General features: G+C 47.6%; 26 protein-coding genes and 1 pseudogene. 13 read left to right on the forward strand and 14 right to left on the reverse strand.

Annotation, left to right across the window (positions count from 1 at the left end; translation table 11 throughout):
• Window positions 1-70: 70 nt before the first annotated feature.
• The 6 genes from L5M28_RS05395 to L5M28_RS05420 all read left to right on the forward strand — a co-directional run bounded on the left by L5M28_RS05395 (window position 71) and on the right by L5M28_RS05420 (window position 7,406).
• Complete coding sequence (locus L5M28_RS05395; protein ID WP_011711668.1) at window positions 71-1,102, forward strand: nucleotidyltransferase; 1,032 nt, start codon at window positions 71-73, stop codon at window positions 1,100-1,102.
• A gap of 85 nt (window positions 1,103-1,187) precedes the next feature.
• Complete coding sequence (locus tag L5M28_RS05400) at window positions 1,188-2,831, forward strand: ThiF family adenylyltransferase (RefSeq protein WP_243578511.1); 1,644 nt, start codon at window positions 1,188-1,190, stop codon at window positions 2,829-2,831.
• Window positions 2,815-3,300 (forward strand): Mov34/MPN/PAD-1 family protein, encoded by a 486-nt coding sequence (locus L5M28_RS05405; RefSeq protein ID WP_049796111.1) that lies wholly within the window; start codon window positions 2,815-2,817, stop codon window positions 3,298-3,300. The genes L5M28_RS05400 and L5M28_RS05405 overlap by 17 nt, the downstream gene beginning before the upstream one ends.
• Window positions 3,293-4,858 (forward strand): SAVED domain-containing protein, encoded by a 1,566-nt coding sequence (locus tag L5M28_RS05410; protein WP_011711665.1) that lies wholly within the window; start codon window positions 3,293-3,295, stop codon window positions 4,856-4,858. Before L5M28_RS05405 ends, L5M28_RS05410 begins: the two co-directional genes overlap by 8 nt.
• 80 nt (window positions 4,859-4,938) lie before the next feature.
• The gene (locus L5M28_RS05415) at window positions 4,939-5,877 is read left to right on the forward strand and encodes a CBASS cGAMP-activated phospholipase (protein WP_011711664.1); all 939 of its coding nucleotides are present in this window, start codon (window positions 4,939-4,941) and stop codon (window positions 5,875-5,877) included.
• Entirely contained in the window at window positions 5,874-7,406 is a 1,533-nt protein-coding gene (locus L5M28_RS05420) for a nucleotidyltransferase (RefSeq protein ID WP_011711663.1), read from the forward strand. Before L5M28_RS05415 ends, L5M28_RS05420 begins: the two co-directional genes overlap by 4 nt.
• Before the next feature lie 276 nt (window positions 7,407-7,682).
• Here L5M28_RS05420 and L5M28_RS05425 read toward each other — a convergent pair whose 3' ends face one another.
• The 9 genes and pseudogenes from L5M28_RS05425 to merT all read right to left on the reverse strand — a co-directional run bounded on the left by L5M28_RS05425 (window position 7,683) and on the right by merT (window position 12,563).
• On the reverse strand, window positions 7,683-7,838 hold the full coding sequence (locus tag L5M28_RS05425; protein ID WP_226770039.1) for a hypothetical protein: 156 nt from the start codon (window positions 7,836-7,838) through the stop codon (window positions 7,683-7,685).
• Window positions 7,839-7,961: 123 nt separating this feature from the next.
• Window positions 7,962-8,648, reverse strand: a pseudogene (locus L5M28_RS05430) (DUF4113 domain-containing protein); the annotation flags it as partial.
• Window positions 8,649-8,805: 157 nt separating this feature from the next.
• Window positions 8,806-9,018, reverse strand: a complete 213-nt coding sequence (locus L5M28_RS05435; protein WP_000993245.1) for a DUF3330 domain-containing protein — start codon at window positions 9,016-9,018, stop codon at window positions 8,806-8,808.
• A gap of 65 nt (window positions 9,019-9,083) precedes the next feature.
• Complete coding sequence (gene merE / locus L5M28_RS05440; protein ID WP_001087807.1) at window positions 9,084-9,320, reverse strand: broad-spectrum mercury transporter MerE; 237 nt, start codon at window positions 9,318-9,320, stop codon at window positions 9,084-9,086.
• Window positions 9,317-9,682: a mercury resistance co-regulator MerD gene (merD, locus tag L5M28_RS05445; protein WP_001277466.1), complete on the reverse strand. Its 366-nt coding sequence runs from the start codon at window positions 9,680-9,682 to the stop codon at window positions 9,317-9,319. The genes merE and merD overlap by 4 nt, the downstream gene beginning before the upstream one ends.
• Window positions 9,683-9,699: 17 nt before the next feature.
• Entirely contained in the window at window positions 9,700-11,385 is a 1,686-nt protein-coding gene (gene merA / locus L5M28_RS05450; RefSeq protein ID WP_000209296.1) for a mercury(II) reductase, read from the reverse strand.
• A 38-nt stretch (window positions 11,386-11,423) separates the two neighbouring features.
• A complete protein-coding gene (gene merC, locus L5M28_RS05455) occupies window positions 11,424-11,849 on the reverse strand; it encodes an organomercurial transporter MerC (RefSeq protein WP_000522996.1) in 426 nt (141 codons plus the stop codon).
• 27 nt (window positions 11,850-11,876) lie between these two features.
• Window positions 11,877-12,152 (reverse strand): mercury resistance system periplasmic binding protein MerP, encoded by a 276-nt coding sequence (merP, locus tag L5M28_RS05460; protein WP_000732275.1) that lies wholly within the window; start codon window positions 12,150-12,152, stop codon window positions 11,877-11,879.
• A 15-nt stretch (window positions 12,153-12,167) separates the two neighbouring features.
• Window positions 12,168-12,563: a mercuric ion transporter MerT gene (gene merT, locus L5M28_RS05465; RefSeq protein ID WP_001294653.1), complete on the reverse strand. Its 396-nt coding sequence runs from the start codon at window positions 12,561-12,563 to the stop codon at window positions 12,168-12,170.
• Between the two features lie 71 nt (window positions 12,564-12,634).
• On the opposite strand from merT, the gene merR reads away from it, so the two are divergent.
• Window positions 12,635-13,090, forward strand: a complete 456-nt coding sequence (gene merR / locus L5M28_RS05470) for an Hg(II)-responsive transcriptional regulator (protein WP_001166628.1) — start codon at window positions 12,635-12,637, stop codon at window positions 13,088-13,090.
• 407 nt (window positions 13,091-13,497) lie between these two features.
• Here the strand turns inward: merR and L5M28_RS05475 are convergent, their stop codons facing one another.
• On the reverse strand, window positions 13,498-13,974 hold the full coding sequence (locus L5M28_RS05475; RefSeq protein WP_011711661.1) for a DM13 domain-containing protein: 477 nt from the start codon (window positions 13,972-13,974) through the stop codon (window positions 13,498-13,500).
• 72 nt (window positions 13,975-14,046) lie between these two features.
• Complete coding sequence (locus L5M28_RS05480; protein ID WP_011711660.1) at window positions 14,047-15,075, reverse strand: IS30-like element ISShes10 family transposase; 1,029 nt, start codon at window positions 15,073-15,075, stop codon at window positions 14,047-14,049.
• 366 nt (window positions 15,076-15,441) lie between these two features.
• On the opposite strand from L5M28_RS05480, the gene L5M28_RS05485 reads away from it, so the two are divergent.
• Window positions 15,442-15,729: a hypothetical protein gene (locus L5M28_RS05485; RefSeq protein ID WP_004911214.1), complete on the forward strand. Its 288-nt coding sequence runs from the start codon at window positions 15,442-15,444 to the stop codon at window positions 15,727-15,729.
• Window positions 15,730-15,915: 186 nt separating this feature from the next.
• Here L5M28_RS05485 and L5M28_RS05490 read toward each other — a convergent pair whose 3' ends face one another.
• The gene (locus L5M28_RS05490) at window positions 15,916-16,656 is read right to left on the reverse strand and encodes a hypothetical protein (RefSeq protein ID WP_011711659.1); all 741 of its coding nucleotides are present in this window, start codon (window positions 16,654-16,656) and stop codon (window positions 15,916-15,918) included.
• A 2-nt stretch (window positions 16,657-16,658) separates the two neighbouring features.
• Window positions 16,659-17,594 carry an AraC family transcriptional regulator gene (locus L5M28_RS05495; RefSeq protein WP_002123001.1) on the reverse strand — a complete coding sequence of 312 codons (936 nt, stop codon included), beginning with the start codon at window positions 17,592-17,594 and terminating at the stop codon, window positions 16,659-16,661.
• Window positions 17,595-17,716: 122 nt separating this feature from the next.
• Between L5M28_RS05495 and msrA the strand changes: the two genes are divergently transcribed.
• From msrA to L5M28_RS05520, 5 genes are all read left to right on the forward strand, one after another.
• The gene (gene msrA / locus L5M28_RS05500) at window positions 17,717-18,205 is read left to right on the forward strand and encodes a peptide-methionine (S)-S-oxide reductase MsrA (protein WP_069785042.1); all 489 of its coding nucleotides are present in this window, start codon (window positions 17,717-17,719) and stop codon (window positions 18,203-18,205) included.
• Window positions 18,206-18,208: 3 nt separating this feature from the next.
• Window positions 18,209-18,469, forward strand: a complete 261-nt coding sequence (locus L5M28_RS05505; protein WP_005403706.1) for a glutaredoxin — start codon at window positions 18,209-18,211, stop codon at window positions 18,467-18,469.
• Between the two features lie 31 nt (window positions 18,470-18,500).
• Window positions 18,501-18,941, forward strand: a complete 441-nt coding sequence (gene msrB / locus L5M28_RS05510; protein ID WP_005403705.1) for a peptide-methionine (R)-S-oxide reductase MsrB — start codon at window positions 18,501-18,503, stop codon at window positions 18,939-18,941.
• Window positions 18,942-18,995: 54 nt separating this feature from the next.
• The gene (locus L5M28_RS05515) at window positions 18,996-19,241 is read left to right on the forward strand and encodes a glutaredoxin family protein (protein WP_011711656.1); all 246 of its coding nucleotides are present in this window, start codon (window positions 18,996-18,998) and stop codon (window positions 19,239-19,241) included.
• 220 nt (window positions 19,242-19,461) lie between these two features.
• Window positions 19,462-20,109, forward strand: a complete 648-nt coding sequence (locus tag L5M28_RS05520; RefSeq protein ID WP_223846397.1) for a peptide-methionine (S)-S-oxide reductase MsrA — start codon at window positions 19,462-19,464, stop codon at window positions 20,107-20,109.
• Window positions 20,110-20,328: 219 nt separating this feature from the next.
• Here the strand turns inward: L5M28_RS05520 and L5M28_RS05525 are convergent, their stop codons facing one another.
• Window positions 20,329-21,306 carry a sensor domain-containing diguanylate cyclase gene (locus L5M28_RS05525; protein WP_002119794.1) on the reverse strand — a complete coding sequence of 326 codons (978 nt, stop codon included), beginning with the start codon at window positions 21,304-21,306 and terminating at the stop codon, window positions 20,329-20,331.
• Window positions 21,307-21,608 lie beyond the last annotated feature (302 nt).

Below are 21,608 nucleotides of genomic sequence, written 5' to 3' on the forward strand. Positions count from 1 at the left end.
AGACCTTGTTCACCTGTGAGTTTGTCTTAGAGAGATTTGCAGTGAACAAATTTATAAGAGGTAGCTAACTATGTCTTTACAAAACCAATTCTCAAAATTTCACGACAAAATTAAATTAGGACGAGAGGATGATACTTACCGGGAAGCCAGGTCGAAGGACTCTAGTATCCTGGATGATTTAAGGGATGAATTTAAAAACGCAGGTTATCCAATAATTGAAACGTTTATTCAAGGTTCTTTAAGCACGCATACAGGCATAAAGCACCCAGTGGCTGACTTTGATATCGATAGAGCAGTTGTTATTGATGCAGATAATGCTCCTGATGATCCGGTTGAAGTTAAAAAACTTGTTCTAAAAGTTTTGGAAAAGCGTGGTTTTAAAAACGCAAGAATAAAAAAGCCTTGTGTCACTGCTGACTACATGAATTTAAACCTACATATCGACATAGTCATATACCGGAAACTAGGTCAGCAGTATGAACTGGCAGTCGGTAAGTTGAACTCAAATGTAGAAAACCGTGTGTGGTCTCCTGCAGAGCCAAAAAAACTGATAGAACATATTAATGATAGCAGCCAATACATCGGCTCTGCAGACCTGAAAATCAGACAGGTCAAACGTTTGGTCAGATACGTAAAACGCTGGAGAGATGAAAAATTCGGCCAAAATGTAGGCAAAAAAGTGTTTTCAATTGGACTCACACTAATGTTGAAAGATAAGTTCAGTCCATCTATCAGCAATGACGGTAAACTCAGTGACTTGCAATCGCTACGCGACACTGTTTCAGCAATTTTGAATGCCAATTATTTCCAGTGGGTTGATGATGGTAAGTACAAAATCGATGTGCGGTTACCGGTTCAACCATACAGAAATGTTTTTGAAAACAGTAGTATTGACACAGGAACACAGCTCTATAACAAGCTAAATGCAATGTTGACTAAACTCGATCAAGCATTAAACGAAGATTCTTTGCGTAAACAATGTGAAATCTTGCAAGGACTGTTCGGTGGTGACTTTGAAGTACCAGAAAAGGAGCAAGACAGTAATGCCAAAAAAGTGGCTTACAGTAGCGCTGGGGTAGTTGGAACGTCACAGGGGGCATAGTGTGCTAAGCGAAATAAAACAGCACCTTATCAACCAGGGCTTCAACTGCACAACCAGTGAAGTAGCTGGAGGTGAGAGGATCGTAGTGGAAACAACGATCCTTAATCATGGTATACAATTAATGCTGGTAGCAGATCCTCCCTACTACCGCCTGCCCGAATTTTTCTTAATTAACCCTGATTCCATTGGCAGGTTGGCTCATGTCTCTGTTCATGAATATGCAGGGATTCAGATTGGCACTGTTTGTGTTAATGCTCCAGAGTCACTGTCAGTAAATTTCGAACAACCACTATTAGTCGTAGAAGAATCGCTTCGGAGGCATATCTTGTTGTTAGAGAAATGCATAACGAATCCAGATTGGAACCATAGTGAATTGCTTCGTGAGTTCTCCAGTGAATGGTTGCGAATCTGTGCTCCAGATAGCTTTAAACCCCTACTGGCAAATATCGCAAGGCCGGTTCTACAAACATTATCGGTATATAGGCCAGTAGGTGGCAAGCAATTTGGCATCGAAAGCCACTATATGGTTCATCCGGCTGACGATTCGCTTTCGGTTATCAGTGATATTCAATTATCTATAGATAAGGGTAATCGACGCATAGCAGGAAAAGCGGTTGTTATTCCAATCGAGACACTTACTCCTGCACCTAAACATTCAGATGCTCTCGATGAATGGTATTTAAATACAATATCTTCGCTACCGGTAAAGGTTAGAAGTGATTTACAACAAAAATACGGTCAATGGCGTGAAACTGCTTATTGGCTCGTGTTTACTGCCAAAACTGTTAATGATGAACGTACTTGGTTCGCACTGAAACTTAGCGGTAAAACCAAAAATGCGCTACCACTATCAGATGAAAAGCTGAAAAACTGGAAATTGGAAGCTTTACCAATACGGCTATTCAATCAAGAGAATACTGTGGAACGTGGTGGAGGCATTCTGTCGTTAGCAGACAAAAAGGTAGCAGTGATAGGTGTTGGCTCAGTAGGCTGTGAAATTGCGCATAAGTTATCTGCTGCCGGAGTCAGGCATCTTACGTTAGTAGATCCTGATGTATACGAAATCAATAATCTGTATCGCCATGTTTTAGAACAGCATTGGGTAGGAGCACCTAAAACCGCAGCCCTAAGTGTCGCTCTTCAACGACAATTCCCCTGGTCTTGTGCACAATGGAAATTAGATAAACTGATGGAGTTTGCTCGCAGTAGCCGTATGAATGATTTTGACCTGATTGTCATTGCTATAGGCAATCCGACCCAGGAACGGTTGTTTAAACAATACCTTTTGGATAACAACTCAAAAGTTGCTGTCATGAACAGTTGGTTGGAAGGTTTTGGCGTTGGCGGCCACGCAACATTAGATATCCCTAGTTCAGAGGGATGTTTATTGTGCTCTTACGTTTGCCAAGAAACAGGTGTAAGAGGGCTTGTGTCAAATATGAATTTTATCGAACCCAATCAGGTAACCATGAAAAATATCGCTGGCTGTGGGGAACAATTTATTTCATATGGCGCAGCAAGTTCGGCTCAAACAGCTGTAATGGCAGCAAATTTGGCCATTCGGTATTTGGAAGGCAAACAAGCAAAGTCATGTAAAGTCAGTTGGAAGGGCTTAGATGAAGATGCAATGGCGGAGGGCATCAGGCTGACTCATCGTTACTACAATTTCAGCAGTTCGCTTGAATACTTACCTTTGGTTGATGAGGACTGTGATGTCTGCACTCATTGAGCAAGATACGGGCATCAAAGATACGAAAATTTACCTTTCCGAAGAACTAATTGACGTTTGGTATTCTTACAGGCAGATGTCACGTGATAGAAGTGAAGCTTTTGGAGCATTAATTGGTTCTCAGTCCGCTGACGCTAATGAATTTTGGCTAGAACACTGTACTACCCCTCAGAAAGAAGATTCTGCCACCAGAGTTAACTTTAATATGCGTGCTCCTCATCACCAGAAATCAGTTAATTCTTATTACGAAAGTTCGCATGGCAAACTAGGCTACTTGGGTACATGGCACACACATCCTGAACCAACACCCACCCCATCGTATATAGATATTGCAGATTGGAAGAAATGCATAAAACGTAACCCTGACAGAGAATTAGTCTTTGTAATTGTTGGTCAGAAAGACGTCTGTATCTTTCGGGAAATTAACGGGTCATTTAAACGAATTTTTAAGGAACAAATCGATGACTGACGAGAGGCTACATTTTCATCAAGCATGTTTTTATCCCATAGAGTCAATTGACAAGCTCGCAGAGTTTCTATTGGGCATTAAGACTTTTTTTGTGTGGGAGCATGTTGGATTACTTACCGATGAGCGTGTAAAAAACCAGATATATATATTGTATTCACATGAGTTCCGAGCCAGTTTTCGGCTTAACGTAATTGATGCGGAGCTTAAGGATGCTCTAACATTGATGGATTGTGGGGATAGTCTTGAGGTTCGCCACCTCCAGGGTCGCAACATATCTCAAAACGAATATGGAACAATAGAGTCGCTATTTAAAATATGGAATTCCTGTGTTAGCCAATCTAGAGTCTTGCCAGTCAATGACGTTATCGACTATATCTCTAGGAATATCGAACAGCGATTTAATAAAGGTCGTGGTAAAGATTTCACACAGTCCACAATTAATCAAGTGATGCGTGATAGTCATGGCTATTGTATGTTTGAAGGCTGCGGGGATAGATTGGATATTGATGATCTGACGGGGACATCTGGTAACTATTCATACTTGGCTCACAATGTTGCGTCATCCGAGAGTGGCCCAAGGGGTATACCTTATCTATCCGAAGAACTTTCTAATGAGCCAGCTAATATCTTGCTTCTATGCGACAAACACCACCGATTAATAGATCGAGTTGCGTGTGCTGATTACCCTGCATCCAGACTTACTCAAATGCGAACCGAGTTTTTAATTAATACTGAGAAATTACTTGAAGGACTGAGTTTCCAGCCTATTCCTGTATTTTCAGTTCTTTGGCCGGTAGGAGGCCATGTTGTTTCTCCCCCTGAATCAAGAGACATTGCAGGAAGCTTATCTAGGTTAAGAACTCGCATGAGAGGAGCATTGAATAATCTTAGTGACAATGAACGCCGATACAGAACCAAACCTGAACGGTTTACCAAAGAAATGGATGAAATTGTTACAGAGGAAGCAGAAACCATAGTTAATCAAACAAAAAATTATGGATATCGAGCGGCGCTATTCGCATTTGGGCCAATGCCTGCTTTGATCGGATTAGGAGCGTGTCTAGGAAATAAATCTGAAATCACGCCAATGCTCAGATACCGAGATGGAAACTGCTGGGTTTGGCCTCAGGATTCTCGCTCAGAAACACCTTACAAGGTGAACTGGAAGAGCGAAATAGGAAAATCATCAGAAGTCACGATCTCTATAGCATTAACTCAATATCCTGAAGTAATGAAAAAGACTGCAACAGCTCTCGGTTATCCTGAGATTGAAATCGTAGCCAAGCAAATGGGTAATGCGGCGATCCCGCATCCGGAAAACGGGTTAGAATTAAAAAGTGAACTTCATGCAATACTGCAAAAACTTCATGACCAATTTTCTGTGAAGCGTGTTCACTTGCTCATCTGTGCATCTAACGCTGCTTGTGTATTCATAGGTCAAGCCTTTGATCTCTATCAGCCAGCACTTCTTGTATATGACTTCGATGGTGACGAAATGAGGTCTAAACTGTCGATAACTCAAGTAAACGGAAAAGTTAATCTATCAATACCTCAATGAGTAGCCATCGTTAGAAGAGCCACTCTGTAGCATTACTAAAATTTGGTCAACTGGCGGTTTACAGAGGAGTAAGGATACATATGACTTTTAAGATTTTAAGCATTGATGGCGGTGGAATACGAGGGGTTTACCCTGCGCACATACTTAAATGTTTCGAAGAAAAACTCGGAATCAATCTCTTAGAGTCATTCGACATGATAGCTGGCACTAGTACGGGTTCCATAATAGCGGCTGGTGTTGCCTGCGACATCCGCGCAACCGAAATAGTTAACATGTACAAAGAACATGGCGAAGATATTTTCAAAAAGAAAAAGTCGAGAATACCTTTTAAGAAGCTTCGAAACATTACGCAACCGTTGCTTGAAAGCGTCTATGACTGTGGCAGTTTATATAAAGTTCTTAAAGGTGTTTTCAACGATAGTACGCTTGGGCAAATTGCCAAGCCTCTGATTCTACCTGCAACGGATGTTGGTAACGGCGGAGTTCATGTATTTAAATCGGCTTATGACCCAACGTTTAATCGCGATAGGTTGGTCAAAGTCAGAGATGCTGTTCTAGCATCTTGCTCAGCCCCAACATATTTTGACCCTCATAAAGTTGATGAGTACTTGTTATCAGATGGTGGTCTGTGGGCAAACAACCCAGCATTAGTGGCTGTTATCGATGCCCAAAAACGACTGGGGATAAATTACGATGATATACAAGTGGTATCCATCGGCACCGGTCATTCCAAAGTCGCCTATGGTTTAAAGCACAAGGGAGACTGGGGTCTTGCAACGGGCTGGAGGCATAAAGAATTTATAAGTTTCATGCTATCGCTTCAGAGCCAAAGCGCGTTGAATTATCTAAAGCTTCATTTGAAGCCTGAGCAAATATTAAGAATTGATTTTGAGTCAGATACTGATCTGCCACTCGATGACGTTTCTGAAATCGATAATTTGATCAGTTTAGCCGACAAGAATTTTACATATGGAAGTAAAGAGATTAGCAACTTTGTCTTAGGAGGAAATGTATCGTGACTCAAATAGTTTCTAGGGAAGAGGCCCTATTAACAGCGGCGAAAAAGTTGGATATTTCACCGACTAAATATAAGCAAGCGATTGATCGCTTTAATTCAATGAAAACGCACCTAGAGCAAGGTAACTATCCTGGAACATTTCGTGTCCCAGAGGTATACCTTCAAGGCTCTTTTAAGCTTGGAACAGAAATCCGCCCATTCAAAAATAGTAAAGATGCAGATTATGACATTGATTTGGTCTGCAACTTGGGGCATTCAAAACAGGCTGTACTAGCCTCCACTGTAAAAAATCAGGTTGGGGAACGGATTAAAGAGAATGGCACTTATTCCCGATTGTTAGATGATGAAGGAAAGCGCTGCTGGACTCTTAACTATGCTGAAGATGATGGGGTTGGATTCCATATGGATATACTCCCTTCTGTTGTAGAAAACAGTTTATTAGCCCGACCTCAATCAATTGCAGCTACAAATAAAGATCAAGAAAACAGCTACTCTTGGACAACGAGCAACCCGAAAGGATTTGCTGCATGGTTTTACGAAAGAAATGGCACTGTATTTGAACAAGCAAAATTAACTCAGAAACAACGCATCTTCAACAATCAAAGACAGTTGTACAATTCGATTGACGATGTTCCAAATATCCACGTTAAAACGCCGTTGCAGAGGGCCATTCAGCTATTAAAGAGACACCGTGACGTAAGGTTTTCACAATCAGATATTGAAACCTTCAAACCAATCTCAATGATCATTACTGTATTAGCTGCCAATAGTTATAACAATGAAGCAACTATCTATGACACGTTGAGAAATCTAATATCATCTTTAAACCAGCACTCTCATCAATTAAGCAATAGCTTTGTTTTTAATGATTACTACGCAAGAAATACCTACACATTGATAACTCGCACATCTGATGGGAAGTGGCTTATCCCCAACCCTGCTAATCCGGGAGAAAACTTCGCTGACCGATGGCATGAGGATGATAACGCAAGAGCAAAAGCTTTTTTCCGATGGGTGGATTGGCTCAGAGACGATTTCATCAATATTGATACCTTTATCGAGGAAGATAAGTTAACTAAGTCACTTGTTGATGTATACAAACCAACAAATCTACCTGCACTAAGCTTTAATGTGCCCCATAAGGAACAACTTCGATACCCTATTGTTGCAAACATATATTCAGCGAATATAAAAGCAAGTTATAAATCCAACATATATTGGAAAGAGTTTCAGTCTGGACAGCCTTTACTCAAAGGAAAGGAGTTAAAGTTCAAACTTAAGACTAATGTTCCGGCACCGTTCGACGTTTATTGGCAGGTAGTAAACACAGGTCAAGAGGCGGCAAATGTAGGGCAGCTTAGGGGGGAAATATCTACTCAATCAAACACGTCTGCAGACGAAATTTATCGAACAGAATCCACCTCCTACACTGGTGATCATTGGGTTGAGGGATTCGTCATCAAAGATCGTGTATGCGTTGCGAGAACTGGTGAATTTGTCGTAAGCGTCAGAGATAGGTTCGCTGTATGAATAACGTGAACTTCCAAGAAGAATTAAGTGCAAAAACTACAACACTTACGCTGCTAACTAATCTAGGCGTTGTAACATTACAAAAATTTGGTCAACTGATGAAATTCTGTAATGACGGCAAAAAGTTTCTCTGGCACGCTTTGGGGCAATATTGATTTACATTGGGAAGTGGTCATTTTCATATGATTCAATCAACGAAATCCATTTTTCAAGTTCGTCACCTTCGGCGGTATTAGGCAATGCATCAAACAGTTCGTCAATTCGCTTTAAAGCAGCTCAATACTCTTCTTCAGAACTTATTGATTTCTCTACACTATAAGGAATGACCTCTTTTCCAACAGAGGGGGCATCAAGCAATTCTGCTAAATCATTAGGTATTGGGGCCGTTGGATCACATTTTGAGAGCAATGTATTGAATTTCGAATTCTTCATTTAGTTCCTCCAGTCAAATCGCAAATGATCCTGAATACAATGTGGAGCAATACCAAAATATGGTCAACCCAACAGGACCGAACATTACAACTTCGGCCACAGATAAATTGAAAAGGGTCAAAATTAGCATTTTATCATAGGCAAACAGTCCCACTTGGTTGTGTACTGAGGGCTAAGCAGTTCTCGCCGCATAGCCCACTTTTGTTCGATTCCCTGTGCAGCTAAGAACAGCGTATCACGGCCATACCTAAAGTTAATGCCATCAAGCGCTTGCATCAAAGCAGGATTAGCTTTTGGCGCATTAAATAAGTCGAATTGCTGACGCTTGTCACAAACGAGGTTGATGAGCCCAACTCCGATTTTGTAGTAACGTACACCTTCTCTGAATAATTTGGGTGCAGCCGCTGAGACAGCCTGCGTCATTTCGACCGTGCTATTTGTCGCACATGGGAAATGGATCAGCGTTTTAAAGCTTTTAGGTTGATCATCAAAAGGCGAATTACTGGCGAACAGTAGCATTGATTTGCAACTAGATCCCTGTGCCCTTGCCTTCGCTGCTGCAATTCCAACATGCTTACTCAATGCCTGCAGTAAAGAGTTAAAATCGGTTATCCGCTCACCAACTGAACGAGTTGAAAATATCTGCTGTTTATCGGCTCTTGCCTGATCCCATTGTTTGCACTCGATGCCATTTAGCTCACGAACCGTACGCTCGATTTCAATGCTAAATTGCTTACGAGCATGCCCTGCAGGCATTTGTGCTAGGTCGTAGGCCGTTTTAATATTCATCAACTCTAGTTTTTTACTAATAGGGGACGATAGAGAAAACGGACAAAATCGTACGCTAAGCGTGCGGCCTGTCAGGTTGAGGCCCTAGAGGTTGCAGGCGAGTCGTCAGAAAATGCTGGAATCGGCCCTATTCTGACACTGCCCAAGGTTCCGGCCTGACGCCCAGTTAGGGCATGCCTCAATCTGACGGCTGCGAACCGCCAGGGACAGGCGCAATGTCAGATTCTGTCGCGGCCTTGGCGCGTGCCTGGAAGCGTTCATAGCAATCCAGCCCGCAGAAATGTTCGACGTATTCCGCGCCTTCCGGGGTGAAGGCGGCATCGAGCGGAATTTCTTTGCAGCATACGCAGCAGGTGGTGCAACTGGCAGTGTTCGGGGCGTTTGCGTTCATGGTGGTACTCCTCCAGATTGGTAGCGAAGCTCAAAGCTGCCCACTCTCGGCTGGCTGGGAAGCGGTCATGATCTTCCCTTGAAGGCCCGCAGCAGCCGCGTCACAGACAGGACAAACAAGCCGGTCAGCGTGAGGGCTGCAATACCCCAGTGCTCCCCGATGAACGCGCCGGCCGTCGTGCCGGCTAGCACAATGGCGAGAATCGGCAAATGGCAGGGACAGGTGAGCACGGCCAGCGCGCCCCACAAGTAGCCGGTGATCGGTTTGTGCGTCTCAGACGGCAAGTGCTCTGGGCTGTTCATGGCAGACTCTCCGCGTGCTGTGCCGGTTCGGTTGGCATGGCGGCCAGTTGCATTTCGAGGCTGGCCAGGGCCTCGCGCCGACGCTCGACGAGTTGCCGCAACACGGCAAGCTGCGCAGACGCACCGTCACCGTCCGCAGCATCCAGCGCCCGGCACAGCCGCGCCAGTGCGTCCAGGCCGATACCCGCTTCGAAGGCAGCCCGTACAAAGCGCAGCCGTTGCAACGCGGTGTCATCGAACAAGCCGTAGCCGCCCGTGGTGTACGCGACCGGCCGTAGCAATCCGCGCAGCAGGTAGTCGCGCACGATATGCACGCTCACCCCGGCATCAAGGGCCAGCCGGGACACTGTGTAGGCGCTCATTGAACACCTCCTTTTCCTCATCCGGCGCAGCACGAAAGCTGCTTCACGTCCTTGCTGAAGGTCTGCGCCGCGAGCTTCAGCCCTTCGACCATGGTCAGGTAGGGGAACAATTGGTCGGCCAGTTCCTGCACGGTCATACGGTTGCGAATGGCGAGCACCGCCGTCTGGATCAGTTCACCCGCTTCCGGGGCCACCGCTTGCACGCCGATGAGCCGTCCGCTACCTTCCTCGATGACCAGCTTGATGAAGCCGCGTGTGTCGAAGTTGGCAAGCGCACGCGGCACGTTATCCAGTGTTAGCAGGCGACTGTCGGTCTCGATCCCGTCGTGATGTGCTTCCGCCTCGCTGTAGCCCACGGTGGCGACCTGCGGGTCGGTGAACACCACGGCCGGCATTGCGGTCAGGTCCAGGGCCGCATCGCCGCCAGTCATGTTGATCGCCGCACGAGTGCCGGCCGCTGCCGCCACATAGACGAACTGCGGCTGGTCGGTGCAGTCGCCGGCCGCGTAGATGTTCGGGCTACTGGTGCGCATGCCCTTGTCGATGACGATGGCCCCCTGCGCATTGACGGCTACCCCCGCCGCTTCCAATGCCAGGCTGCGCGTGTTCGGTGTCCGGCCGGTGGCGACCAGCAGCTTGTCGGCGCGCAATTCACCGTGCGTGGTGGTCAGCACGAATTCACCGTCCATATGGGCGACCTGGCTGGCTTGCGTGTGCTCCAGCACCTCGATGCCCTCGGCACGGAAAGCGGCTGTCACCGCCTCGCCGATGGCCGGGTCTTCACGGAAGAACAAGGTATTGCGCGCCAGGGCCGTGACCTTGCTGCCCAGCCGGGCAAAGGCTTGCGCCAGCTCCAGCGCCACCACCGACGAGCCGATTACGGCAAGGCGTTCGGGAATGGTGTCGCTCGCCAGGGCCTCGGTGGAAGTCCAGTAGGGTGACTCTTTCAAGCCCGGAATCGGCGGGACCGCCGGGCTGGCACCCGTGGCGACCAGGCAGCGGTCGAACATCACGACGCGCTCGCCACCCTCGTTCAAACTAACGATAAGGCTCTGGTCGTCCTTGAAACGCGCTTCACCGTGCAGAACGGTGATGGCTGAATTGCCGTCCAGGATGCCTTCGTACTTGGCATGACGGAGTTCTTCGACACGGGCCTGCTGCTGGGCCAGCAGCCGCTCGCGCAAGATCGTCGGCGGTGTGGGTGGCATGCCGCCGTCGAATGGGCTTTCCCGGCGCAGATGGGCGATGTGGGCGGCGCGGATCATGATCTTGGACGGCACACAACCGACGTTGACGCAGGTGCCGCCGATGGTGCCGCGCTCAATCAGCGTGACCTGCGCGCCTTGCTCGACGGCCTTCAGTGCTGCCGCCATCGCGGCTCCACCGCTACCAATGACGACGACCTGCAACGGGCGTTCGTTGCCACTGGGCTTATCAGCGGCCCCTATCCAGCCGCGCATCTTGTCGAGCAGGCCGGCGCGGTTGTCCGTCGGTGGCGCATCGGCAAGCGTTGCCTCGTAGCCCAGTCCGGCCACGGCGGTAGTCAGCGCATCCGATGACGTGCCCGCCTCAATGGCGAGTTGCGCTGTGCCCTTCGGATAGGACACCAGCGCCGATTGCACGCCGGGCACTTTCTCCAAGGCTTCCTTGACGTGAGCCGCGCACGAGTCGCAGGTCATCCCGGTGATTTTCAGGGTGGTCATGTATTTTTCCTTTTCTGTGGTGGCTACGGCTGTTGCCGTCAGCCACGTTGTTCTGGCAATTCACAGCTGTCCGGCCCGCAGCGGCGATGTGCTGGCGAGATGAAATCCCAGACCGACACCCCAACCATCAAGGCCAGGCCGACATAGAGCAGTCCACCGCTCTGCCAGCCGTAAGCCCGCATTAAAAACACCGCTGCCAGCACCAAGATCGGGCCTATCGTGCCGAGCGCCGTGCGTCGCCACTGTCGATGATTGAGCCAAGCGATAGCATTGGCGAGTAACGCGATGCCGGCGAACATCGGCAGCAGGATGCCAATGAATAGCCCCTCGTACTGGCTCAAGAAGCCCAGTCCGATGGCCGCGCCAAAGCTGGCGATGGCAGGAAAACAGGCGGCGCAGCCCATCGCGGAAACGACGCTGCCGAGCGCGCCGGTTTTGCCAGCGATGCGCGTGATGAGTCCCATGTGTCGCTCCCGAGTTCGGTTAACGGATCAGCGTTTGAGGCTGGACGGATAGCCCGCGTCCTCGGTCGCCTTGGTCAACTTCTGGACGTTGGTCTTGGCATCGTCGAAGGTGACGACGGCCTGGCGCTTGTCGAAACTTACGTCGGTCTTGCTCACGCCCTCAACCTTGGAAAGCGCGTGCTTGACAGTGATCGGGCAAGAGGCGCAGGTCATGCCAGGCACGGACAGCGTGACGGTCTGGGTGGCGGCCCACACGGGGGCAACAACGGCAGCGAGGGCGAGGGCGGCAAACAGTTTTTTCATGATGAACTCCTGTGATTAATAGAAAAATGGCATGACGTAGGGAAATCCGAGCGAGACCAGGACCAGCGCGGCCACGATCCAGAAAATGAGCTTGTAAGTAGCTCGCACTTGGGGAATCGCGCAGACCTCACCCGGTTTGCAGGCTTGCGCCGGGCGGTAGATGCGCCGCCAGGCGAAAAACAGCGCGACCAGCGCTGCGCCGATGAAGATCGGGCGATAGGGTTCCAGCACCGTCAGGTTGCCGATCCATGCCCCGCTGAACCCCAAGGCGATCAAAACCAGCGGCCCCAGGCAGCAGGCCGACGCAAGAATGGCGGCCAGCCCACCGGCGAAGAGCGCGCCGCGCCCGTTTTGTGGTTCAGACTTTTGTGGTTCAGACTTTTGTGGTTCAGACTTTTGTGGTTCAGACATACGCTTGTCCTTTCAAATTTGGTTTGGATAGCTTAAGCTTACTTCCGTAGTTATGTACGGAGTCAAGCGATATGCAAATTAATTTTGAGAATCTGACCATTGGCGTTTTTGCCAAGGCGGCCGGGGTCAATGTGGAGACCATCCGGTTCTACCAGCGCAAGGGCCTGCTGCCGGAGCCAGACAAGCCCTATGGCAGCATTCGCCGCTATGGCGAGGCGGATGTAACACGAGTGCGGTTCGTGAAATCGGCCCAGCGGCTGGGCTTTAGCCTGGACGAAATCGCCGAGCTACTGCGGCTGGAGGATGGCACCCATTGCGAGGAAGCCAGCGGCCTGGCCGAGCACAAGCTCAAGGATGTGCGCGAGAAGATGGCCGACTTGGCACGCATGGAGGCCGTGCTGTCTGAACTGGTGTGCGCCTGCCATGCGCGGAAAGGGAACGTTTCCTGCCCGCTGATTGCGTCACTGCAAGACGGAACGAAGCTCGCTGCATCGGCGCGGGGGAGTCACGGGGTGACTACGCCTTAGCGTGCTTTATTTTCCGAATTCTGAGACGACCCCAACTAGCGAAATGTTACAGATTTAATAGGGGTCTTAGTCTGCGAATCTTCATGGGAGACGGGACTAATCAGAGCCCTCGCTCTTGGATAACATTAGACGCTCGCGCGCAAAATTCCACCCATTCCGATAAGGCGGCGTATAGAGCCTTAGCGGCATCTGAGGTTGGCGCGTACTTATCTCTGTCGCAAGCCCATCTGGTGAACCGCTTCAGGGTATGCAGGCATCGTAGTCAGTGTCTGAGGGTCGGTTGAGGTCAATTTTGACTTCAAGAATCTAGACGTGGAGGGGAGGCCTCATGCCCGGCAAGACTTTAATTTCCATTGGCATGAGGCGCATGTTATTCGTGAACAGGCAAGATCCAAGTTTAAGCTTGTTTACTGATATTTTGCGGAGCCGATGAACTTAGAGAAATGCTCGCACCATATTTGGACCGTTGTAAACTCGTTGACGTTGACGCTTGCAGGAATGGTTTTCTTGAAATTCCCGAAGTTTTTCAATTCGCCAATCAGAATTGCTTCTTTCTTTATGTCCAAAAACGATTCTTTGTCGGTGGCTTGTTTCTTTGTCAGGTAAATTTTGTAGTCTGGACCAGGTGCTACATCACCTTTAAATACAATTTCGTTATCCGTAACAAAAAGTTGTCCATTCGCCCAGTGAAGGGCGTCGCTGCCTTTCTGATCTTTCTTGAACTCTCCGCTATACTTTGCCACCTTTTGCACTTCTTCAATTTCGGCGATGGTGGCGTTTTCTTGTGCTGTCAAAATCGGAAGTATATAGATCCCTAGCCCAACTCCCGCGCCAAACAGAGCCAGGTGGGACGCGAGCAGAATTATTTTTAATTGCTTTTTCATGGGTTGCCTCATGCAGTGAGTTATTTGGTGTGTCCATCATAATAGCTGGTTGCAGGATCTGAGTGCAAGGGGTTATTGAATTGAAGCGGGAGCATCATGCCGCATCACCACGGCTTCTTGCATCACTTCGCCCATCACCTCGATCGGGCATTTGAAGTCGAAGCGTTTGCGCGGTCGCATATTCAGTTGCAAAGCGATGGCGTCCAGGGCTTCCTGACTATGCACCGACAAGTCCGTGCCCTTGGGCAGGTACTGGCGGATCAGTCCATTGATGTTCTCATTGCTGCCGCGTTGCCAGGGGCTGTGCGGGTCGCAGAAGTAGATCGCCACCCCGGTCCGCTGGGTGATCTCGGCGTGCCGCGCCATCTCCCGGCCCTGGTCGTAGGTCATGCTCTTGCGCACCGCCAGCGGCATGCCATTGAGCGCCGCACTGAAGCCCTCCAGCGCCGAGGTCGCCGTCGCGTCGGCCATCTTGATCAGCATCAGGTAGCCGCTGGTACGCTCCACCAAGGTGCCCACCGCCGAGGCATTGGCCTTGCCCTTGATCAGGTCGCCCTCCCAATGGCCTGGCATCAGCCGGTCTTCGACCTCCGGCGGGCGCACGTGGATGCTGAGCATTTCAGGGATCTGGCCGCGCCGATCGACGCCGCCAGAGCGCGGCCTGCGACTCGTCTTGCCCTGGCGCAGGCAGATGATCAGCTCCTTGCGCAGGCCACCGACCGGCAGGGCGTAGATCGCGTTATAGATCGTCTCGCGGCAGACGTAGGCCTCTCTGAGGCTGGGTATGTTCATGCTGCGCAGCTTGCCGGCAATCTGCTCGGGAGACAAACCCTCACGCAGCATATGGACGACCAGCTCGAAGCGCTCACTGCCCGGCAGCAGCTTGCACTGAGGCCTGCAGACCTGGCGGCGGACCTGCATCTGCTGCTGGGCAGCACAGGCCTGGTAGCGGGTGCCAGGGGCCCGGTTGCGGCGCAGCTCCCGGCTGATGGTCGAGGGGGAGCGGCCGAGCATCCGGGCAATTCGCCGCTGGCTGAAACCTTGGGCAAGGCCGAGTTGAAGGGTCGCACGTTCGGGGATACTGAGTTCGTGATAGGACATAGTGGCAGCACCGTACCGGAAAGGTCAGGTGTTGCACTCAGTTTTTGCGGCCGCCGTGCGTGATATGGCTTTGAGGGGAGGTAGTCGAAAGAATATTGGTATCTTTTGGGAGTTCTAAGTTTCGACCCGTCACTGGTAAATTCTGGCGCATAAGAGCCTCAAGGGTTGGCTGTTTTATTTTATTGTATTCGGCATTAAGCCCAATTTCTTGAGCGTTACGATAAAGCTAAATAACTGTGCGAAATAGTAGATCACTCAGGTAAGGGAACTCAATGCAGTTTGCGCGATCAGATCAGTCGCCAAACAAACCAAACCCACAAACGCATTGAGTATGAACAAAATAGCATTTTTGTACGGCGCTGAACAATGATTGACGATCTAACGCTCCAGAACCAAATCAGGGATCTGGCTTTAGCGAGTCGGAGCGAACCGACCGATGGTTGGCGTACCGAAGAGCTTGACCCTAAGTTGTGGAACGGTTGGCGTAAAATGATTCAGGGGGACCGGCTAGAAATCGCTGAATACGATCTGACGGCTAAGGTTAGCCAAGGGGACTCTCCTAGTGACAAGCCCGGAGTGGTTGAAGGTCTAAAACAAAGAATAAGGGCTTACAACTTTAGTAAACAAAGGACGTCATCAATAGCAGTGATATAAAAAGTTATCTTTGCCGCCCCGATAAGGCTTTACGGGGCGACTAAGTCTCACCCAACCGACAATTCCGATAGTTTCAGAATAAGCTTTGAGTTTTCTAAGATTGGAATTACTACACCACAGCACGTACTCGAGATACTACAAATAGCTTTTTGGTAGGACCGATACCGAATAAATATCCATAATACATCAGGAGAAACTTTTTTTAATTTTCTGTAACCGGTCATAAATCAGTGGCGGATAATTTGCATGATATTCACCACACTCTGGGCAATGCTCTTGTTTTAGGTACGCTTGATTGTCGAGATCTTGATAAGGAAAAACGCTGAAGAGAAGTTCGTGCTGCATAAGCGTTTTATAAAAACTCTTATGATAAGGTGCAATCTCGCTGTCTTTGATTTTGTCGAAATATAGGTCAACGCTGTTCAAAATGCTCATAATTTCTTTAACCCCGTCGAACCTTAAAATGTCGTCATCTTTGTGAATATCAACATCTAAGCTCTCTAGATCCTCAATGAAACATTTAATCGCTCGCCGGGAATGCAAAAGGATCATTTGCGACTTGCCATCAATCATCTTTTCCTGATCGTAGCTAAAATTTTTAATGTTTCTTTCGACGAACATATAAAGTTCGTGAAGCTGATTCAACTCGTGCCTCAGTTGCTCCTTCGTATATTCCTTTTCGATTTGCTGATGGAGGATGCCATTAGCGTCAATCTGAGCTTTTAACACCAGAAAGAGAAGCACTGAACCCAGAATTTGTACAAATGGGCTTGAAATACCTCCAAGAACATCTCCTATTTCGCCATAACCTTTCAAATATTGCAGCGGAAGAAGAGGTGCAAACAAAGGGATAAGCAGGCAAGCCGCACCACCAATGACTATGACCCAGAAAGCTATTTTGGTAACAGGAGAGTTATAGATATTCATTTTTACACCTTTTCAGAATTTTCTTTTCTGTACGCGCTAGGAGTTTTGCCAATTTTTTTCTTAAACAACTTTTGAAAGTGTTCATGTGCCGGATACCCAATGGCTTCACTCACTTCGGGAACAGACTTACCGGATTCTTTAAGCAGCTGCTTTGCTTTTTCAAGCCGACAATAGGTTAAATAATCAAGAGGTGTCATGCCTGACAGCTCCTTAAATTTGACGCTGTAGTTCGTACGCGACATCCCCGCAATCCCGGCGAGATCGTCAAGACCCCATTTTTTATCGAGACTATGATGAATAGCTTCCAAGGTTTTGCTGAGTTGCGGATTTTCGATCAGTTTGAAGAATCCAGCATTTTTATTGGATTTGTACATGTGGATTCTTAACGCTTGCACGAAGATAATTTCGGTCAGCTTTCTGACTAACGTGTTGCTTCCAGGAAGCCCTGATTTTGCTTCCTGCTCTATAATACTTAAAAGCATGGCAAGCCAAGGCGAGTGGGAGTTATCAGCACTCTTGATATGCACGACATTTGGCAGCGAATTTAAGAATGGATGATCGGGTCCGCCATTAAAACAAAAATGTCCGCAAACGACGTTGGCTTTGAGCTTGCTCTGATCACCGTATTCCAAAACTTGAGCTTCGGTGAGGTTGGCTTTAGCTCTAAATTCGACCGCAGGCTCGGCCTTGATTTTTGGTGCACTGGCCATGGTGTGCTCCATCCCTTTGAAAAAGATCAAAATATCGCCCTGCTCCGCCAATGCTTTAAGTTTAAGTTTTGGCACCTCATACCAAAACTCGCCATGAGTCACGATGTGAAATCTCGCTAGATTCTCTTCCTGCGGGAGGCTGATGCCCCAGTCTCCCGCAAATGAGGTTCTATACCAGTAGCTGCTAGTAAGCTCTACCTTATCTAAAATTTCACTGAGAACATCCATATATAGCTCCTACGTAAACTGTCCAATAGGTCATGTTATACGAACTATTGAACATATTATATCTATTTTACATGCTGTAAAGTCAGTCTAATCAGTAAGTGGATGAAAACTAAGGAGGCTTTATGAAACTAGATTATGTGATCGTTGCCGGAGGGTGTTTTTGGGGTCTCGAAGACCTCCTTAGGAGTCTGGACGGTGTGACGTCAACGAAGGTGGGCTACTCTGGCGGAGATTTTGATGATCCTACCTACGCCGATATTATAACAGGGAAAACGGGGCACGCCGAAGCGGTTCGCGTGGAATACGACCAAGACGAAATATCTCTCGAAGAGATTCTACATTACTTTTTCAAAATCCATGATCCGACTACGAAGAATCGCCAAGGAAATGATGTTGGCACTTCGTATCGCTCGGCAGCGTTCTATCGTGACGATGCACAGAAAGCGATTATCGAAAACGTGATTGATGAGGTCAATGAGATCGGTCGCTTCGAGAATGAAGTGGTCACGACCGTCACCCTGGAAAAAGAATTCTACGACGCTGAGGCATATCACCAAAACTATTTGCAGAGGAATCCCAGCGGATACTCTTGCCATTTTGAAAGAGACTAAATCATGAACCAAATGAACGAGGAAAAAATGAAAGCACTTAAGAATGTTGTTATTTATACGAAAGACCATTGTCCATTTTGCGCACGCGTGAAGAATTACCTAACTGCTGAAAAGGTCGATTTCAAACAAATTCGCGTAGACGACGATCCGAAGACTTACCTGGAGTTGAAGGAAAGAACAAATCTCCAAACTGTACCGCAAGTTTTTGTGGATGGAGAATTCATTGGTAGTGCTACAGACTTCTTCTCGTGGATTGATAGCTAAAGAGTGAACCCTAAAATAAAGGAGCAAATATATGTTCAATTGGAAAAGCATTTACAACTACCTGGATAACGGCACTCCCGCGCCTCCCAAAAAAGTAGAAAAGAGCGAGGAAGAGTGGAAAGAAATTCTGACGCCAGCGCAATTTCGGGTCATGCGGATGAAAGGCACCGAACGCGCGCACACCGGAGAACTCTGTTCATTTTATGAAGCTGGAAGGTACGCCTGTGTGGGCTGCGACACCGAACTCTTTGACTCGAACCTAAAGTTCGATTCGGGAACGGGATGGCCGAGTTTTTCTGAGCCAGTCGCAGACAACGTAATTCAATATGAACTGGATACGACCTTCGGGCGCAGAATCGAAGTGCTATGCAATGTGTGCGAAGCCCATCTGGGGCACGCTTTTCCAGACGGTCCTGAGCCATCAGGGGTCCGATTCTGTATTAACTCGGAGTCATTGAAGTTTGTAGAATAATTTTTAAATCGAGGGGGTTTATGAAAGTGAACCTTTTGAAAAAAGGAGCCGTTCGTGTTGATTAAGCTGTTCGGTCATAAAGACTGCCATAAAACCAAGATTTACCATTCGTACTTGCAAGAAAAAGGGAGCCAGTTTGTTTTTTTGGATGTTCATGAAGACGACGCGGCTGCTGATGAACTGTGCTCCCTCTATTCGAACGGAAAGCTGAATTTCCCGACAATAGTGGTTGGGACAAAGAAGCTGAGAAACCCCAAGTTCAAGGACCTTGACAGGTGGTTGGAAGCTTCAATGAAATAATGAGTTTTTTAGAATTATTAATAACTTAATAAGCAGTAAGATCAATGATTACAGCAATTTTCCGCAGTTGTGTTACCAAGAAACATGCTGCGGAGTTTTAGCAAAGATACTTCATCAAGCTGGTGTTGGAAAACGTGGTCTTATCGTCGTTTGCACGGCGTGAGGAATGGGAGTGGCTTCAATTTTTGAAAGTTAGGTGAAAAATATGTCGGATCTAAAAATGAATAAAGAAGACGGTGTTGAAAGCTATGAATTTGCAACCCCTGAAGCAATCGAAGAAGCATTGAAAATCGGGAAGCTTAGTCAAACGGTTTTCGGCATGGGTTGCTTTTGGGGACCGGATTCTAATTTTGGAGGGACGCAGGGAGTAGTGCAAACACGTGTTGGCTACGCTGGAGCATCAACTCTGGATCCGAGTTACCGCAACATCAACGGACACGCCGAAGTCGTCAGAGTGATCTACGATAAAGACCAAATCAGCTACAGGGAACTTCTTGGAAGTTTTGAATCATGGTCTGTTCATGGTAGAAAGCAGGGCCAGTATCGCCAGATACTTTTTGTTTTTGATCTGGAGCAAAAACAAGTAGCTGAAGAACTGATTCAAGCGATTGGAAAGGAGAAATCTCCCGAGGTGATTGAGGCCGGAGAACAAAATGGTTATTTTTGGCCCGCCGAAGATTACCATCAAAAGCATCGTCTTCGCAGAAACAAACAGCTTGTAAGTCTTGCAGAAGTAGATTTCGGTCCTCGCTGGGATGAACATCTGTATTTTACTAAATTAAATAGTACCGATAGAAAAGGCTTCAGTCTCTCAAGCTGGCTAAAAAAGTTGTCTCCGGAAATGCAGAAAGCTTACCGAATCGGTTAATCTGAAATTGCAGCTGGCTAAAGAACTCTATTTTCTATATGTAAAGAATGTGACGATCTCCTTCACATGGAGTCCAAGAGAGCATAAAAAATCTGTGTAAGTCGCATTACCCATGTATTTGAAAGGAATAAATAATGCCAATATCAGACCAGCTTATCGACCGAAGCAAGACCTCAGTTTTTATGAGGTCTTGAGATCAGCGCAGCATGAACAGATCTCTTACAGTGTGGCGAACACACTGGTTTGATTGCGGCCTTGGGTTTTAGCTTTGTATAACATCTGATCGGCGACTTCGAGCAACTGCTTTTTGTCGTCAAATAAATCAGCGCTGGCCAAACCTATGCTGACCGTTAATTGTCGTAATAACCACTCATGGTTAGCCACTACCAGCCTTAACTTTTCCAGTGTTTTATTTGCGGACGCTGTGTCTGTGCCTGGCAGGATCAGCACAAACTCTTCACCACCATAACGGGCGAAAAAGTCATAGTTCCTGCTATGGCGCTGAAACAGAGCCGCGACTTGACTCAGTGCCTCATCTCCTGCGGCATGACCATAGCTGTCGTTAAAACTCTTAAAGTGATCAATATCAATCAATGCCAGTACAAAAGATTGTCCTGTTCTTTGCCAGCGAGCAAATTCAGCTTCAAACTTGAGGTCAAAAGCTCTTCTGTTGTTCACCCCTGTCAGCGCATCCGTCATGCTGGTATTATGTAATTGTTCGCCGACTTTTTTCAGCTCCAGTATGGCGATCACTTGTCTGGACAGAGCCTGCAAAGAGCTTATCTGCCGCTGGTTCAGCTGCTTAGGAACATGATCATAGACACAAATAGTACCAATCACTGCACCTTCGGGATCAATCAGCGGCGAGCCAGCATAAAATCGGTAGCCAGGTCCTGAAATCACCATAGCATTGGTACTGAATCTGTGATCTAAAGTAGCGTCAGGGACCACCATTACCGCATCAGGTGTTTCCATTGCATACACGCAAAAGGACTCTTTAATTAATACAGAGGTACGCGAAATACCAACTTTTGCAATTAGATTCAGCTTTGTGTCATCGGTTCGCGTCACCATAGCCACTGGTGCATCACAGATATAACACGCCAGTTCAGTGATATCCCGCAGGTTCTGATCTGCTTCAGCAGGTGCTTTTAGTGTGGTTTCTGCACTAGCTGTTTGAGCTAAACTAAAGGTCATGTACTTCTCCGTTTTTCTACTGCATTTTTCAAAGATCCTGCATAGAAAAATGAATTAAATCGTTGATTTAACTCTAGCATAGATCTGTCAGACTTGAAGTTATCTCTGTAGCAATGGTATTGTTTTGTACAATATTCGCCTGCTTGATTTGAGTTTTAGCTGTATTTATAAACTTTTGGCTTTTCCGGTCGCAGGCTCTATAATTTGCTCGTTTAAATCCAACTCTTCGTCTAACGTCATCTATTTAGTGTGCATGCGGCCTCCGGAGCATTTTCCGTGGCTTATTTTACCGAAGCATCGGG

This window comes from Shewanella sp. SW32, from assembly GCF_025653365.1.
In the GTDB taxonomy this organism is placed as follows: Bacteria; Pseudomonadota; Gammaproteobacteria; order Enterobacterales; family Shewanellaceae; genus Shewanella; species Shewanella oncorhynchi.

Excerpts from the sequence above, each read along its gene's own strand:
- L5M28_RS05395 (WP_011711668.1), top strand. The coding sequence starts at position 71 with ATGTCTTTACAAAACCAATTCTCAAAATTTCACGACAAAATTAAATTA.
- L5M28_RS05405 (WP_049796111.1), top strand. The coding sequence starts at position 2,815 with ATGTCTGCACTCATTGAGCAAGATACGGGCATCAAAGATACGAAAATT.
- L5M28_RS05410 (WP_011711665.1), top strand. The coding sequence starts at position 3,293 with ATGACTGACGAGAGGCTACATTTTCATCAAGCATGTTTTTATCCCATA.
- L5M28_RS05415 (WP_011711664.1), top strand. The coding sequence starts at position 4,939 with ATGACTTTTAAGATTTTAAGCATTGATGGCGGTGGAATACGAGGGGTT.
- L5M28_RS05425 (WP_226770039.1), bottom strand. The coding sequence starts at position 7,838 with ATGAAGAATTCGAAATTCAATACATTGCTCTCAAAATGTGATCCAACG.
- L5M28_RS05435 (WP_000993245.1), bottom strand. The coding sequence starts at position 9,018 with ATGAACGCAAACGCCCCGAACACTGCCAGTTGCACCACCTGCTGCGTA.
- merE (WP_001087807.1), bottom strand. The coding sequence starts at position 9,320 with ATGAACAGCCCAGAGCACTTGCCGTCTGAGACGCACAAACCGATCACC.
- merD (WP_001277466.1), bottom strand. The coding sequence starts at position 9,682 with ATGAGCGCCTACACAGTGTCCCGGCTGGCCCTTGATGCCGGGGTGAGC.
- merA (WP_000209296.1), bottom strand. The coding sequence starts at position 11,385 with ATGACCACCCTGAAAATCACCGGGATGACCTGCGACTCGTGCGCGGCT.
- merC (WP_000522996.1), bottom strand. The coding sequence starts at position 11,849 with ATGGGACTCATCACGCGCATCGCTGGCAAAACCGGCGCGCTCGGCAGC.
- merP (WP_000732275.1), bottom strand. The coding sequence starts at position 12,152 with ATGAAAAAACTGTTTGCCGCCCTCGCCCTCGCTGCCGTTGTTGCCCCC.
- merT (WP_001294653.1), bottom strand. The coding sequence starts at position 12,563 with ATGTCTGAACCACAAAAGTCTGAACCACAAAAGTCTGAACCACAAAAG.
- merR (WP_001166628.1), top strand. The coding sequence starts at position 12,635 with ATGCAAATTAATTTTGAGAATCTGACCATTGGCGTTTTTGCCAAGGCG.
- L5M28_RS05475 (WP_011711661.1), bottom strand. The coding sequence starts at position 13,974 with ATGAAAAAGCAATTAAAAATAATTCTGCTCGCGTCCCACCTGGCTCTG.
- L5M28_RS05480 (WP_011711660.1), bottom strand. The coding sequence starts at position 15,075 with ATGTCCTATCACGAACTCAGTATCCCCGAACGTGCGACCCTTCAACTC.
- L5M28_RS05485 (WP_004911214.1), top strand. The coding sequence starts at position 15,442 with ATGATTGACGATCTAACGCTCCAGAACCAAATCAGGGATCTGGCTTTA.
- L5M28_RS05490 (WP_011711659.1), bottom strand. The coding sequence starts at position 16,656 with ATGAATATCTATAACTCTCCTGTTACCAAAATAGCTTTCTGGGTCATA.
- L5M28_RS05495 (WP_002123001.1), bottom strand. The coding sequence starts at position 17,594 with ATGGATGTTCTCAGTGAAATTTTAGATAAGGTAGAGCTTACTAGCAGC.
- msrA (WP_069785042.1), top strand. The coding sequence starts at position 17,717 with ATGAAACTAGATTATGTGATCGTTGCCGGAGGGTGTTTTTGGGGTCTC.
- L5M28_RS05505 (WP_005403706.1), top strand. The coding sequence starts at position 18,209 with ATGAACCAAATGAACGAGGAAAAAATGAAAGCACTTAAGAATGTTGTT.
- msrB (WP_005403705.1), top strand. The coding sequence starts at position 18,501 with ATGTTCAATTGGAAAAGCATTTACAACTACCTGGATAACGGCACTCCC.
- L5M28_RS05520 (WP_223846397.1), top strand. The coding sequence starts at position 19,462 with ATGAATAAAGAAGACGGTGTTGAAAGCTATGAATTTGCAACCCCTGAA.
- L5M28_RS05525 (WP_002119794.1), bottom strand. The coding sequence starts at position 21,306 with ATGACCTTTAGTTTAGCTCAAACAGCTAGTGCAGAAACCACACTAAAA.